Genomic DNA, 15,582 nt, shown 5'->3' on the forward strand with positions numbered 1-15,582 from the left:
CAATGATCCGGATCGGAAAAGGCGATCGAATCAGTCTGCCGGGACAGTGTGACGGCTCTGCTACATTCACCTGCGGGCCTGCCGGGACATGCGTTGATCGCCTGGTGCGGCCGACGGTCGACTTTTCGCGTTGTCCTTTCCGGTCGATCGCCCTCACTTCTGCCGTAGCTGGCGTTGCTCCTCGGGCGTCAGGCGCGCCCATTGCTTCGGATCGAAAGCCTGCCCCACGCCTACGAACTGCACCGGATTGTTCGGATCGTAGGGGATGCCGACGAACGGCTGCGCCTCCGCCGGTGCGGGAGAGGACTCCCGCACATCCGCCGACGCCCCGCCGAAGCCCAGCACCTCCACGCTGATGACCGACGGGCGCGACTGCTGCGTCTGTCGCTGCACCATGTCCTGCGCCGCCTGCACCGCGCTGTTGGCCGCCGCGCTCGCCGAGGTCAGCGCGGCCACGTTCACCGCCGCGGTCGCCGGCAGGCCGGTCGCCTCGCCCTGCACCTGGATGTTCTCGGCGTTCACCACCTGCAGCGCGGCCAGGTTGACGTTGCCGGAGACGCGGATGCCCGCCTCGCCGGCGTCGATCGTGCCCAGCGGCGCGATCAGGTCGATGTCGCCCGGCGGCACTTCCGGGATCGGGTCGAGGGTGGCGATACCGGCGCCGGTGCTCGGCACCTGCGGCGACAGGGTCACGTTACCGACGTCGTCGTACACCCGGCGCGGCGGCGTGTAGACCAGGGTGCTCTTGGCGCCGCGGCCGGCGTTGATGTCGCCCTCCGCCGACCAGGCGAGGATATCGCCGCCGAAGGTCGTCATGATGCGCGACAGTCCAAGCAGGATCGAACCCTCGGAGTACATCTGGATGTTGCCTGAGCCTTGCGTGACGACGCCCGCCGAGGCCGGCGGCACCTGCCCTTCCACGCCGACGATGATCTGGCCGTGGGGTGCCAGCATCTGGATGTCGCCGCCGAACCGGGTGCGCACGCCGGAGCCGCCGAACATGATGATGTCGCCGTCATGGCTGACCGGATTGCCGTCAGCGTCCTCCCCGGGGAACAGCGCGGCAATGCCCTGACGCCCGCGCAGATAGGACTGGAAGCGCGTCGAGTCCGGATCGTTGTACTCACGCCCTCCCTCGCGCAGCTCGGCGAAGTAGACCTGCCGCAGGAAGATGCTCTGCTGCTCCGGCGCGAGCGCCACAAAGTAGCGGCGCGCCTCTTCGTCATCCGCCGCCGCGAAGCCATAGCGCCCCTCGAGCCAGGCGGCGAGTTCCTTCTCATAGGTCTTGGCGACCTTGCCCGGCTGGTCGGCGAGCGGCGTGCCGGAAGCCGCCAGATTGGCCGGGTCGAGATAGGGCAACAGGCCCGCATGGTTCGGCCCGTCAGGGCCGGCGCCTGCCTGCATCAGGATCGATGCGCCGGGACGGATGTCGCCCACGGCCACAGTGCCTACCGAGACGATCGAGCCTTCGTCGCCGAGATAGAGGTTGCGACCGGCGAGCATTTCCAGCGAACCGGGCCCCGCAACCTCGACCTGCGCGTACAGGATGTCGCGCCCGGCTTCGATGCTCGAGACATCGGTCGCATCGTTGTTCAGGATCAGGCTCGGCGTGTCCTGATACTGCGCGTCGCCGAACTGGCTGCGGTAGGCGTTCTTGCCGAAGTTGACGATGTCGCGTCCTGCATAGATGCGGGCCGGCATGGCTGCGCGATGACGCGGCTGATATACGCCGTCCACGAGCTGCGGCGAGGAATCGCCGAGCGTGAAATTGACGATGTCGCCATTGAGCGCATAGATGCGGATGATCTTGTCGTCGCCCGCGTGCAGATTCGTGGTGACGGTATCCGGCTGGAACTGGAAATAGGAGTTGCTCGATCCCGGCCGGAACGGATTGGGGATCGAATCGGGATCGGCCTGCGCGCCGGACACGCTCCAGGCGGCCGCCACTGGATTCCGGGTGCCGCTGCCGATGCCGAACGCCGCCGCGTAGATCGAGTCGCCCGCCAGAAGCTCCAAATAACCGTCACGGGACGGCGCCAGCTCGATCCGCTGCGAACCTGCCCAGTACAGACTCCCGTGCGCCGCAATGGCCTCGAAGATCGGCGGCAGCATGGTGCGGTTCGTTTGCTCCTCGCTGCCCCACTTCTCGTTCTGGCCGTCGTACTGTGAGACGTTGAGCGGCACCATGTTGCCGCCCGCGGAGAGCAGCTTGATCGCGGTGTCCGAGCGCCACAGCGAGAACGCCGGGCCGGTGGTGGGGATGGAGTAGATCATGCCGGGATCGCCGGCGCCGCCGAAGACAAGGTCGCCGCGCGCCTGCAGACTGGCCGAACCGTCGCCGACGACGACCACCGGTCCGCCGACGCCGCCATTCGTCTGCAGCATCGTCGCCCGATAAAGATCGGCGGGCCGCGGATCGTTCGGCGCGCCGATGCCATAGGCCAACAGGGCCGAGCCGATGGCGCCGGCCTGCACGGCGATGTCGCCGCGCACATTCGTGAAGGAACCGTAGAGATCGTCGGTAACGCTAGGCGTGATGAGCGGGTTGAGCCGACCACCGATATCGACGGAGAGGTCGCCGCCGCCGGTCTCGACCAACGTGCCGCCGGTCACGACGCCGTCGGGCGTCTCCGTCACCGAGGTCACGCGGCCGCTCGAGCCCACCGCGAAGACGAGGCCGGTGCTGGTATAGGCCCCGCCGCCAGTCGTGATCGCGCCGAGCGCGCCGGCATCGCCGCCGACGTCCGCCGCCAGATTGCCGCCGCCCAGGGCCCCGAAGCCCGAGAAACCCAGGAAGATGTCGCCATTGGGCCCGCCATACCCCCCGAAGCGGATGCCCCAGGCCGCCGGCGTCGCGGCATCGCCCTGGCGCACCAGCCAATTGCCGACCGAGTAATTGCTCTGGCCGCCGCCGGACGAAGGATTTTCCACGTAGGCATAACCCGTGAGATTGCGCCCGGTCGTGATCGTCACGTCGCCGCCATTTTCAGTGAAATAGCCGCCCTGCGAAGTGACGCCGGAATAGGCGCCGCCGACGTCGACGTGGGTGCCGGCGGTATAGACGCCGAAGGGCGAATCCTGCGTGAGATCGCGCCCGGCGACGAGATCGAGATCGCCGGTGCCGGTGCGGATCACGCTCGGCAGCATCTTGCCGGCCGAGTTGATGAGGGAGTTGGAGAGCAGCATGTTGCCGCCCGCACCGAGCGCCGAGAGCGATTGCACCGCACGGGTGTCCGCGCTGGCGCCGTCCGCGCCGCTGACGAGGCGGATCGACCAGGACTCGCTGCCGGGCGCCAACATCGGCGCGGATGCGTAATTCGCGATGGGCGTCAACGAGGTGAGCGTCGTTCCCGCCGGCAGGGTCGCACCGGAGGCCAGCGTCTGGCCGGCTTGCAGTGTGACCCTGGTGTTACCCATGACGGCGGCCAGATCTGTATTCCTCGGAACGACCGTGCCAGGCGCGATCGCCCCCACGCCCGAACCCGGCAGCCGGGTTCCAACCCCGTAGACCGAATTGCCCGGAATGACCATTTGGATGGCGGTACCGACATTGATGACGGTCCCGGCCGGCAGCATCGTGCCCACCGGTATGGTCTGGCTCGAGTTGTAGGTCGTTCCGTCCGGCAACACGACGCTGCGGTTCGCAACATTTGCGAGCGACAGGTTGGCGCCGAGCTCGATCGAACCCGTCAACGTCCAGCCACCGGGCGTGTCGGCGGCGCGAATGATCATGTTGCCTGGGCCCGTGAACTCGAACGGGATCGCGACACCGCGCTGAACGGAATTGCCGGTCCCAAGGACGATGTCGAAGTTCAGCGTCGTGAGCGGAATGCTCGATGTCCCGACTGTGGTCGACACGGTCAGCGTCCGGGGGCTGTCCAGCGTCTCGGTACTGCTGCTCACATCGTTCGGATTCGCGACCGGATTGCCGAAGCCGTCGGTGATGCTGCCGTTCACGGTGAGGTTGCCAGGTGCGCGGACGACGAGCGAGCCCGATTCGGCGGCACTGTAGGTCCCGTCCGAGGTGCGCAGGCTCGCGAGATCGAGGTCGCCCGTGACCGTCAGGTTGCCGTTCGACGACGAACCGCCCACGATCTCGACGCCCGGTCGCAGATGCCAGGCGTCGCCGTGAGCGGACAGGCCAGCGGCGCGGCCGGCGAAATCGGCATTGGCCAGCGCCGCGTCGATGAACAGCGCGTTGCGCGCACCGATCTGATCGAGACCGAGCACGCCGTCCGTACCCACCGGGTTTGAACTGCCGTTGTCCTGCACGATGCTGCCGTCGGCGTCGGTCGGCGAATAGGTCCAGAACGCGTTCAGGGCGATCTCGCCCGCACCGTGGATCTTCAGCGGTCCCGCCGCGTCGATCCGCGCATCGCCGCCGGTCTCGCTCATGCGGCCGACATTGAGTGCCAGCTTGCCGCGCCCCACGCCGTCCGGCGACCGCAGGTCCAGGGTGGTGCCTTGGTCGAGCCTCAGCCACCCGGCCGTCGCGGTCAGTTCGATGCTGCCGCGGTTCTTCGCCTCGACGGCGACGCCGTCGCTGTCGGTCTGCAGCTCGGTGCCGCGCACGTCGAGCACGGCGCCGGACGCGATGGTCAGGTCGTCCTTGGCCGAGAGCCGGATGGAGCCCGGCGCCTTGCCGCTGGCGTCGATCCGGCCGTCGACGGTCAGGCTGCCCTCGTCCACCGACACGACGACGTTGCGCGCCTTCACCCCGTTGCCGATGGTGAGATCGCCCTGCTTGAGGGCAAAGTCGCGCGTCTCGAAGAAGCCGCCGGCGTTCAACGCGGTGTTGACGCGTGCAAAGTCCGTGCTGGCGTCGAGCGACCCGAGGGAATAGGCGCCGACCTTGAACGAGCCGCTCTCGTGGCCGCCGGTGGACGAGCCCTTGAACATGCCGTCGAGCGACTGCAGGGGTGTACCGTCCCGATCGAGGAAGGTGATGCCGCCGGTGGATGCATCCGTCGCGGACAGCGTGATCGAGCCGGCATGGTTGTTCACCGCGGAAACGTCGAACGTCGCACCATCCTGAACGATGATGTCGCCGTGCGCGCTCTCCAGGATGACGTCGCCGCCCCAGGAATGTTTCGTCACGTCTTTGAAGGGAATGGCGCGGCCGGCCAGATCGATGCGGGTACCAGCATCGATTCGAAGGGCGTCATCCGCAGTCACCGTCAGCTTGCCGGAAGGCAGCGCGACGGCAGTATCGAGTTGGACCGAACCCTGGACGGATGCGAGATTGATCGTGGCGCCGAGCGTATCGACCGTCGGGGCACTGGCCGGCGCGGCGCCCTCCGGCGCAAGCACGTTCAGCGCTCCGCCGGAATAGATCGACAACACCGATCCGTTGTCGCCGGTGAGCAGCGGCGTGATCAGGTTCAGCGTGGCCTGCTCGCCCCTGTAGGTGGCAGGATCGAAGTTCGCGGTCGGGCTTTCCCCCGTCCGCCAGACCGCGAGCGTGTTCTTGTTGTTCGAGGTGATGCGCTCCGAGGCGTCGAGGTTCACCGTCCCGAAGCCGAGCATCAGCCGGTTGAACTCGACCGTGTTGAACGGCCGCGACTGCTCGGGATAGCCGAACAGGATCTCGCGTGCGCCGACATTGAAGACGCCGTGACCGGTGCCCGGCCCGTTGGGGATGACCGCGCCGGGCACCGCGGGAGCATAGATCGGCTCGCCCGCCCCGGTCGAACCCGTCCGCAGCGAGCGGCTCGACCAGATCAGCCGGTCGGTGGTCAGCGTGACGCTGTCATCCGCATCGCCATGGCCGTAGATCGCGGGCGTGCTCAGCACGAAGCTTTCGAGGACCGACTCGCCGCTTTCGTCGAGCGTGGAGAGGTTCACGGAACCGTAGAAATTGATCGAGTTTCCGGCCGCCAGGACGAGATTCTTCATCCCCGGTGCGCCGGTCTGCGGATCGCCCTGCACCAGCCTGTCGAGCAACGCCTGATCGAGCGAAAGCCCGCCCGGCAGGATGCCGGCGGTCGCCGCGGCCGCAAGCTGTTCCGCGGTGCCGATATTGATGTAGGGCAGCGCCAGTTCGAGATCGCGCGTGCCGAAACGGGCGCCGTCCTGCAGGACGACCCCCTGCCCGGCGGTGAAGGCGATCGAGCCTTCGCTGTAGAGCGAGGAGCCGTCCTCGAGAGTGATCGTCGAGGCCGTCGGGTACTGGTGCGGTTGGAGTGCGATCGAGCCGTTCGAGACCGCCAGCAGCGTCGGCGCGCTGAACAGGAGACCGGTGGCCACCGTGTCCGGCGCCACCAGGCCATCTCCAATCGTATTGACGGATGCACCGGACTTCACCGTGATGCCGCCGTTCGCAGCCGCGAGCATGACCTGCGAACCCGTCAGCACAACCCCGTCTTCCAAGGTGAGCGAGCGGACGAGGCCGTCGTTGGAGGTGAGCTCGAAGACCGGACTTCCGGCGGTATAAGTGCTCCCGGGCGCGGAGCCGACATAGACATTGGACGCTCCGACGTCGGCGATCTCGGACGCGGCGACGGTCGTGACGCTGGTGCTGCGGGCCGTCGTACTGCCCTCTCCGGTGATCGCCATGTCGGTGTTGTAGGAGCGGATGCCACCGCCACCGCCGGAGACCGCCAGGGTTCCGCCATATCCGCCCTCGCCGGGCGTGAAATCGGCGAGGCCGTCGAAAATGAGCGCCGATTCCACGCGCGGCGCGCTGTCCGCGGCCAATGTCGAAAGATTGAAGGTCAGGAACTTGCCGTCCGCCGCCATCAACGGACGGACCTTGCCGAAGGTCGCCGCCTGCGCGAGCTGGAAGGCCTCATAGCCCTGCTCGTTGTATTGCGAATAGGTACGCAAACCCTCGCCGGGAGTGACGATGGCGCTGGTCGGCAACGCGTCGCTGATCGAGGTGTTGGCCACGCCGCGCGTCACGCTCGTCACATGGGATCCGTGCGGCAGCGACTGGGCTGCGGCGAGCCCTGCCGTCCCGCGCTCGCCAAGTTCGATGCGATAAGCCCCCGGCAGCAGCGCATAATTCGCCGGCAGAAGAGCGTAGGTCCCCGCCGGCAGCCCCGGCACGCCGGCCGGGATCGTGATCTGCTCGCCGATGCCCGGCACCGATCCGGTCCAGGCCGTGGAATAACCGCCGGCCGACGGCGCGATGTCGACGCCCGGCACGATGGCATAGACCTGGTTCCCGGATGCGCTGTACCCATAGCTCGGATTGGCGTCGGCCAGCGGGTTGACCAGCACGTCGACCGAGCCGCCGCGGCCGGAGACGAAGGCGGCACCCGCCAGCGTGCCGCCGCCGGACAGATCGAGCACAGAGCCCTCATGGCTCACGACATTGGTACCGGTCGCGGTGATGCCGAGGCGCCCGCTGCGGCTGTTGTTGAGAATGTTGCCGTCGGCATCCCTGACGATCGTGCCGGTGAGCAGGTCGTAGGAGAGCGCGTCGCTGCCGTCGACGGTGAAGCTGACGCCATCCACCGTGCCGCCATAGGGGATGACGAGGCCCTCGGCGCTGACCGACGTCAGGCTGCTTGGCAGGAATTCCACGAGACCCGGCGTCACCGTCAGCGTGGTCGTTGCGTTGAGCGAGATCGCGCCGAGCGGGGCGAGCAGATTGCCCCCCTGCCGGATCGTCCCACTCGTCAGGCTGAGCGAGCCGAAGACGGAGTATGGCGCTGCGACCGGCACATCGTCGTGGCGGCCGATCGCGATCGTGCTGGTATTCGTCTCGCCGAAGCCAATCGTCGGCGAGCCGCCGACGTCCACGGCCGTGCCGGCAAACAGGGCTGCGCTGGCGCCGGTGACCGGATGGACGCGCTGCGCGATCAGGTCGAGATCGCCGGTTACCCCCAGCGTCGACGTCTTGAAGCGCAGGTCGCTCCGGCTGTCGAGCGTCAGCTTCGCGACATGTGCATTCATGCGGCCGGCAACGTCGATCAGCCCGCCCTGAACGGACAGCGTTCCCGTAGTCGGATAAGGCTGCAGGAGGGACGGAAGCACGGTCCATTGCGCGGCTTGGCGCACGAACTGGCCGTCCAGCGTGACGTAGGGCGCGAACACCGTCGCGTGGCCGCCGTCGACGGAATTGTAGATACCCGACGTGCGCAGCGCTATGCTGCGGCCGGCAGTGAGGCTCACGTCGCCTTCGAACACAGTGGCCGTGCGCGCGAACAGCGACAGATTGTCGAAGCCGCCTTCCTCGACCTGCTCGGCGCTCAGGCTCGCATGGCCGGGCCTGAAGTCGTCATGGGCCGCACCGGCCTGAAGATCGGCCGGCAATGCGCTCGGCTGCCGCGCTTCGGAGATGTGCAGTGCCCTGCCCGCCTGCAGGCGCGAGGGTACGACGGTGTCGGGACTATGGCTGTAGATCGGTGCTTCGAAGTTGATCGTCAGCGTGCCGCCCGAAGCACCCGTGCCGCCCGCATGGGCGAGCAGCGTGCCATCGTTGTAGATGCCCTGGTAGGAATCCAGGACGATGCTGCCGCCATTGCTGGCGACCGTGCGGCGCGCGGACGTGCTCTGTCCGGCCGCTCCCATCGTGGTGATGTCGAGCTCGGCGCTGGTGCCCGAAACATCGATCACCGCGCCTTCGCGGACCACGACATAGGCGTCGGCGGAAAGATTGGCATCGGCATTCACCGTGTCCTCTCCGCCGAGGCTGCCGAGCACGACCTTGCCGCCGTCCGGCACCACGCCGAAGGTCCGCCCGCGTGCGTCGACCGCCGTGACCGCGCGTGCCGAGGCGTCGAGCCGCGCATGCTCGCCGATCCAGACCGAAAGCCCGCCGACGTCCTTGTTGCTGAACCAGTTGGTGTTCAGGACGGCGATCTCGCCGCCGTAGGCCGTGATCGAACCGTCCACGGTGATCTGCCCGCCGCTGGCGATGTTGACCTTGTGGCCTGCATCGACGGTGATCGACGCGCCCTCGGCGATCGTCACGCCGCCGCCGGAGAGCGTGCTGGTATTCCCGCCAAAGCTGCTGCCCGACAACAGTTCCAGATCGACGCCGCCGCGCTTGATCAGCTTCGCCTGTACCGGATCAGCGCGATAGGCCTCCGGAAGCCAGAGGCTCAACGCGGCCGAGGGGTCGCTGCCGGTCGGCGCGGCCCAACTGGCGTCCGTGAATCGATAGACCGGCATCACGGGGGCGACCGCCGCGCCTTCCGAAACGATCAGCCCGTCTTCGCCGTTGATGGAATACCTGGAGAATCCGCGGCTCAGAACATCGTCGGCGATATGGAGCGTCGCCGGCGGCTCGATGCTGGCTTCCACCAGGACGAGGGTCCCTGCGCGGATCACCGTGCCGGCGGCGATGGTCACGTCTTCCGGCGCGGGCATCCCGGCCATATGGGTCACGACCTGCGGCCTGGTCAGCGTCAGGCCATCCGGGAACGCGTCCGTGGGGAGCACGTAGCCCCCGGGCAGGACGGGGGTTTGCGTGCTGTATCCGCGCACGGTCGAGCCGGCCGGGATGACGGTGCCGGCCGGCGCACGAGTCACCGCCCAGTCTCCGGGCAATACGTACGCGATACTGACCGCGCCGTCGGGCACGACCCATTCCGCCGCCAGCACGGTGTTGGGAATGGGCACATCGGTGGGCAGCGCCGTACCCGCCGCGATCGCGGTGACGGTCTGGTCGTAGGCGGACGGAAGCAGCGTTCCCGCCGGAATGACCAGGGACTCCGATAACGTGACGTCGGCCGGCGTCACACTCCCCGCGGGCAGTACCTCACCGATTTCATAGCTCGAATCGCCGATCACGACGACGCCCGCGGTGGACAGCGACAGGGCGCCACCGCCCTCGACGCCATAGCCGGCAAGCGCCCCGTCGACGGTCAGGTCGCCACCGCCGCCGTTGAACCCGGCGAGCAGCGACAGGTCCCCGCCCTTGCCGCCCTTGGTCCGGCGGTCGGCCAGGATGGCGGCGCCGGAGGAAACGTCGATCAGCGAGCCTTCCTCGAGCGTCACATCGCCGCTCGAGCGCAAGGTGACGTGGCCTCCATCGATGAAGGCGAGGTCGCGCAGGTTGCCCCTGTCAAGCTGCGCATTCGTCCAGAGGCCGCGCGTGTCGATGACCGCGCCGGACCGCAGCGTCAGGCCCGATGTCTCGTCCTTGAGCAGATCGGTGACCCTCGTGAAGATCGAGTCGCCCTGGAGCTCACGCGTCGCCAGCTGGTTGGAAGCAACGATCCGCCCGCCGCGCGCTGTCACATTGGCGTGGATGTCGATGACGGGGGCGACGAGGTCGAGGGATCCTCCGTCGGCGAGCATAAGGTCGCTGTCGATGGTGATCTCTCCACCGGTTGCGAGATCGATGCCGCCGAGGCCTTGTGCGTTGAGGTGATCCGCATCGAACCAGGCGGTACCGGTGCGCTCGGCGGGCAGGATATCGTCCGTGGCGAGGCCTGCCGTCATCGTCTCGAAGTCGCCGACGACGATGTCCGTCTCGTGGACGCCGACGCGGCCGAGCGCACCATATTGCCCGAGCACCAGCGCGCCGGCGCGCGCGACCGTATGTTCGCCGAGCTTGTAGCCGTCGCTGACGCCGTCGGCGCGGCCGTGGGCCTGCCGCTCGCCGTCGAACACGTCGGCGACGATGGCCCCTTCCAGCACCGCCGTCGGCGCGCTGACGATCAGCCGGCCGGCGTCGCGGCCCACCGTGTAGCCGTTCTCCAGCCGCCGCCGCGGCGCGATGACCGGGCTGAAGAAGGCCTCCTCCACGCCCCAGCGCGCGTGATCCAGCGCGTAGCCGATGTAGGTCCCGGCATACGTCGCGTCGACCGGCCCCTGGCCCAGCGCGTACACCTGCCCGGCGCCGGTCCGCAGCCAGGTCTGGTTGAGGGAGCCGGTCTGCACGTCGAGCGTGCCGCCGGCGATGTTCACCGTGGAGCCGGCCTGGGTCACGACCTCGTGGCCGCCCAGCGTGACGGTGCCGCCCTGCGCGGCCCACGCGCCGATGCCGTGGCCCTGGTTGCCCAGGTAGCCCCCCACCTCCAGCAGGCCGTCGGCGGTGTACCAGCGGTCGGATGCGTAGCCGCCGGTCCCGGCCGGCACGTAGATCAGCTCCCGCGTGTCCACCCAGACATTGCTGTTGAACAGCGCGCCGCTGTCGCGGTTGTGCGGCGAGTCGCGCAGCTCGTTGCCCTGCACGTTGACCCGCACGGCGTTGGACGCCATCGCCACCTGCACGCCCACCGCACCTGCGACGTCGAGCCGCGCGCCGTCGGCGACGAAGGCGCGGTCACCGGCGCTGACCGCGATCTGGCCGCCGGTCGCCAGCGTCAGCGAGTCGCCCGCGAAGGCCACGTCGCCGCCCGAGACGATCTCGATGCGCGACTGGTCGCGCCGGTCCGACAGCCGCGAGTAGTTGTCGAAGACGCCCGCGGCCGCCCCCATCCGCTGCGCGTCCATCGCCGCCGACTCCGCGATCAGCGCGTCGCGCTGGCTGTCCAGCGCGGTGGTCTCGCCGTCGTCCTCGATCAACACCGCCGTGGTGGCGCCCTCGCCCAGCGCGACCCGGCCGGTGGCGTCGCCGGCCGAGTTCAGCAGGTGAATCGTGCCGCGGGTGTTGACCGTGGTCGTCGCCACCGCCACGCCGTCCTGGCGCACGGCGTGGCCGGCCAGGGTGATGTCGCCTTCGCGGGCCTGGATCAGGCCGCTGTTGGTCACGGTGCCGGCGGGGTTGGGCAGCGGCGCGCCCGCGTCGTCGACGCCGTCGGCATTGCGCAGCACCGCCACCTCGTTGCCGCGCGTGGTCGAATGCTGGTTGCCTTCGGTGCCCACGCCCCGGCGGATGACGAAGCCGTCGCCGGCGGCGAGTTGGGTCTGGCCGCGAACGGTCGCGATCTCGCCGGCATTGCCGACCTCGGTGCCCAGCAGCAGCACGTAGCCGCCGCCTTCGGTGACCGACTGCGGTGCATGGGTCCGGATCTGCGCGCCCGCCGCCACCGTGACCGCGCCGCCGGCGTCGGTGAAGCTGGCCGCGCCGTTGGCGCCGTACAGGCCGCTGGCGCTGAACTGGCTGTCGCTCATCTGCGCCGCCGCGGCGACCAGGTTGCGCACGTTGACCTGCGAGGACCCCTCGAACAGCACGCCGTTGCGGTTGAGCAGGAACACCGTGCCATCGGCGTTGATCTGCCCCTGGATCTGCGAGGGCCGCGCGTTCGGGTCGTTGACCCGGTTGAGCAGCGACCAGTCGGCCTGCTGCGCGAAATCCACCGTGGTGTGGCGCCCGACGTTGAACGTCTCCCAGTTCAGGATCGCCCGGTCGCCCGTCTGCTCGATGCTGACCGTGGTCTGGCCGTCGGCCACGGTCTGCGTCGGGTCCTTGGCGTTGTGCCAACCCTTCGTCAGCTCGTTCTCGTCGATCTTCAGGCCGCCTTCGCCCAGGCCGTCAGGGAGGTCCGACGGGCGCACCAGCGCCGCGTCCCGCGCCTGCTGTTGCAGGCGCTGCTGCATCGCGATCGCCTGCGCGGCGGTATTGAGGTTCTCCAGCGAGGTCTGCAGCCGCTCGCGCGCGGCCTGCGACTGCTGCTGCGGACCGGTGAGCGTATGGGCCGGCAGGCCGTTGGGCAGCAGGCCGGTCGCCGCCGCGTTGCCCTGCGCCTCCCCCTTGTTGGCGAACCATGCCGGGCTGAACGCCTGCTGCGCCGATACCGTTCCCGTCACCCCGCCGGCCGCCAGGAACAGGGCGACAGCGCGCGCAATCGGCGCCTTCCTGAACATCCGGACCCTGGTGGATGTCGACTGACGGGACTTGCTGTTGCGCGCACGCGTGGTCATGGGAGCGTTCTGCCAATGTGTGGTCGATCGGTCCGGCTACCCACTACCATGTCGGCCAGCCGCAGGTGAAGGGACGCCCCATCACTTGCGCGGCGTGCGCCTGTGACCCGTGGACGACCCATCTGTAGGGCTGACGAATGGGGCCGGCGAAATGCCGCAAACTTTTTCCGGGACGTCTGCCGTTCGCATGCGGCGGAATCGCGCGCAGCATCGACGGCATGCGGGAACGCCCGCGTCGGCTGATGACACGTCTCCGAGATGTCGGCTTGATGAAACCTGCCCGGGTCAGCTCAGGATCAGCACGCCGGCGGGGAGCGCACGTGCACGCAGGCCGAAGGATTCCTGCAACTGCCACAGCGCGAGATCCAGCGAGGCGATGGCAAAGCGCCCACTGACCGGCCGGTTGCGCGCGGAGTCATTCATGAGCATCACGCGCCCGGCGCGATAACGATTGATCTCGACGATCACATCGGCCAGGCGGGTACGATCGAACACCAGCATGCCGTCGCGCCAAGCCGTGACCGTGGCCAGCTCAACGCCGGAAATGTCACCGATCGAACCGGCGTCATGGCGCACTTGCTGGCGAGCGTACAGGATGCGTGTGCCTGCCGGATGCTCGACCCGGACCGTGCCGGCCACGCAGGTCACGCAGACCGTGCCCTCCAGGTGACGCACCTCGAAGCTCCCGGACTCGGCACGGCTGCGCCCGGTGCCGGCGACCACGGTGAAAGCACGACCTGCACCCAGGTCGACCGCCGCCTCGCCATTGATCAGGCCCAACCCGACGGTTCGCCCTCCGCTCGCATGCCGGCGAACGCTGGTGCGGGTATTCAAGGTGACGTCGATGCCGTCGGCCAATGCCAGCGTGCGCTGCTCGCCGGCTGCGGTACGGTCGTCGGCATCCCATTCGTCGATCGTCGGCCACCAGCCCAGAGGCGAGTAGACCGCGGCCGCGCCGGCCGCCGCCGCGCCCACCGCGGCCCCCAGGAAGGCACGGCGGCCATGAAGTGCGCGGTCAGTGCGATGCAGCGGGCGCGGCACCGCGCCTGGTTTGCGTCGCAACAGCTCGCGTGCAGGCGGCTCGATGGCGTCCCAGCGCCGCTTGGCGGTATTGTATGCGGCCTGATGCGCCGGGCTGTTGCACACCCAGCGCCGGAAGCGCCGGGCGTCGATCTCGCGTGCATCGCCCGAGTGCAACAGGTGCAGCCAGCGCCAAGCCTGCGCCTCCAGCTCGCTGCCGTACGCAGGTCGTCCATTGCCCGGTGGAGCTGCCTTCATCGCGTCATCTCCTTCGGGCACCCTCGCCCGACAGGCGGCTGTCCGTCGTTCTGCCGAACGTTCGGGTCTGTCCTTCTGATGACGGATGACGCCGCAGGAACCCGCATTATTTTTCTCCATTCCCCGTCGCCAGATACGCGTTCACGCGTGCATGGACGCGCTGCAGCTCGTATTCGACCGTGCGCAACGATACCCCCAGACGCCGGGCAGCCTCCTTCTGCGTCACCCCCTCGGCATGCACCAGCAATGCCGCAGCGCGGCGACGTTCCGGCATGCGATCCAGCAATTCCCGCAAAGCCTCCATATCCGACTGTATCTCCGCTGCGTGGGCAGGATCGGGCGTCGGATCCGCGAACTCCTGCAGAAGCGCATCGATATCGTCACCCGACAACAGGCGGCTGTGCCGGCGCCGGATATCCACTGCGAGATTGACCGCCATTCGCACCAGGTAGGCACCCGGATTCCGGACCGGTTCCAACTCCTCGCTCCCGTTTACGCGCAGCCAGGTGTCGTGCAATGCGTCCCCGGCCAATTCGGCGCTGCCCAATCGCCGCACCAGGCGCTGCTTGAGGGTGACGTAGTGTCGGCTCAGATAATCCAGCAGGGCGACTTGCGTACTCTCAGTCATCACCAATGCGCTCCCCTGATTCACGGCATTGCCGCCCGGCTACGCGATCGTCGGGCAATACCGCCAGGGTCAAAGCCTGCTGCCCGATTCCGGCCGGCGGGGCACGCCCGATCCGCACGCGCCGCAGCGTGTCCAGCAGCGCGGCGTCGCGCCGCGCATTGCCGCTGCTGCCCAGCAGGCGGGGATTGACCAGGCGCCCGTCCATGCCAAGCTCGAATTGCAGCAGCGAGCTGTAGTCGCCGGGCCGCGTGCGTGCATCCGCACACAGGCTTTGCCAGACGCGCGCCTGGACCAGGCCGGCATAGCCTTCTTCTCCGAACAGCGCGGCCAGACCGTCGCGCGGTACGGCCGTCGTCGCTTCGGCCTTCTGCAGGACGAAGGTCTGGCCGAGACGGGAACTGCGCCTGGCGGCCGTGAGCCCCGTCCCCTGCAGCAGGATCTGCAGCCCCATTTCAGCCGAGTAGCGCCCCTGCACCGCAGACGAGACGCGACCGCCCAACAGATCGCTGGGCGCCAGCGCAGGGCGGCCCGTGATCTGTGCGTACCGGCCGAGCGCCGCATCCAGTGGCTGTGCCGGGATGTCGAAGTCCAGCAGCGCATCGGTATCCCGGACAGGCGCCGCCCGCACCGGATCCGGTGGCGCCGCGGCGACCTGCGCCGCCGCGACCGGTGCCGCGAAGCCACCCAACACCGACATCACCGCTACGGAATGGATCAGGCCGACTGCCAGCACATGCATGCCGACTGATCCCCGCCCATCTCTTCGGAGATTTCGCCGCACGCAAGAGCGCGCTGACGGCGCCATGGCAGATCGGACGATCGAGTCGACAAGGGACGGGCACCATCTGGAAGCGCTCCATGCTGACAGCTGGAAATGATGCTTTTGTTACAGCCTGTCGCAGGAGATGCTTGGC

At 68.4% G+C, this 15,582-nt stretch carries 4 protein-coding genes; all 4 read right to left on the minus strand.

Going from position 1 to position 15,582, the window contains the following annotated elements:
• Nucleotides 1-153: 153 nt before the first annotated feature.
• Nucleotides 154-12,762, minus strand: coding sequence for a filamentous haemagglutinin family protein (locus U3649_RS14740; protein ID WP_407352066.1), 12,609 nt, complete (start codon nucleotides 12,760-12,762; stop codon nucleotides 154-156).
• A gap of 285 nt (nucleotides 12,763-13,047) precedes the next feature.
• Nucleotides 13,048-14,040, minus strand: coding sequence for a FecR family protein (locus U3649_RS14745; RefSeq protein WP_407352067.1), 993 nt, complete (start codon nucleotides 14,038-14,040; stop codon nucleotides 13,048-13,050).
• Between the two features lie 106 nt (nucleotides 14,041-14,146).
• Nucleotides 14,147-14,668, minus strand: coding sequence for an RNA polymerase sigma factor (locus tag U3649_RS14750; protein ID WP_407352068.1), 522 nt, complete (start codon nucleotides 14,666-14,668; stop codon nucleotides 14,147-14,149).
• Nucleotides 14,661-15,407 (minus strand): hypothetical protein, encoded by a 747-nt coding sequence (locus U3649_RS14755; RefSeq protein WP_407352069.1) that lies wholly within the window; start codon nucleotides 15,405-15,407, stop codon nucleotides 14,661-14,663. Before U3649_RS14755 ends, U3649_RS14750 begins: the two co-directional genes overlap by 8 nt.
• Nucleotides 15,408-15,582: the final 175 nt, after the last annotated feature.

The sequence above is a fragment of the Luteimonas sp. R10 genome (assembly GCF_045689605.1).
In the GTDB taxonomy this organism is placed as follows: Bacteria; Pseudomonadota; Gammaproteobacteria; order Xanthomonadales; family Xanthomonadaceae; genus Luteimonas.

Coding starts and splice junctions, on each gene's coding strand:
- U3649_RS14740 (WP_407352066.1), bottom strand. CDS start 12,762: ATGACCACGCGTGCGCGCAACAGCAAGTCCCGTCAGTCGACATCCACC.
- U3649_RS14745 (WP_407352067.1), bottom strand. CDS start 14,040: ATGAAGGCAGCTCCACCGGGCAATGGACGACCTGCGTACGGCAGCGAG.
- U3649_RS14750 (WP_407352068.1), bottom strand. CDS start 14,668: ATGACTGAGAGTACGCAAGTCGCCCTGCTGGATTATCTGAGCCGACAC.
- U3649_RS14755 (WP_407352069.1), bottom strand. CDS start 15,407: ATGCATGTGCTGGCAGTCGGCCTGATCCATTCCGTAGCGGTGATGTCG.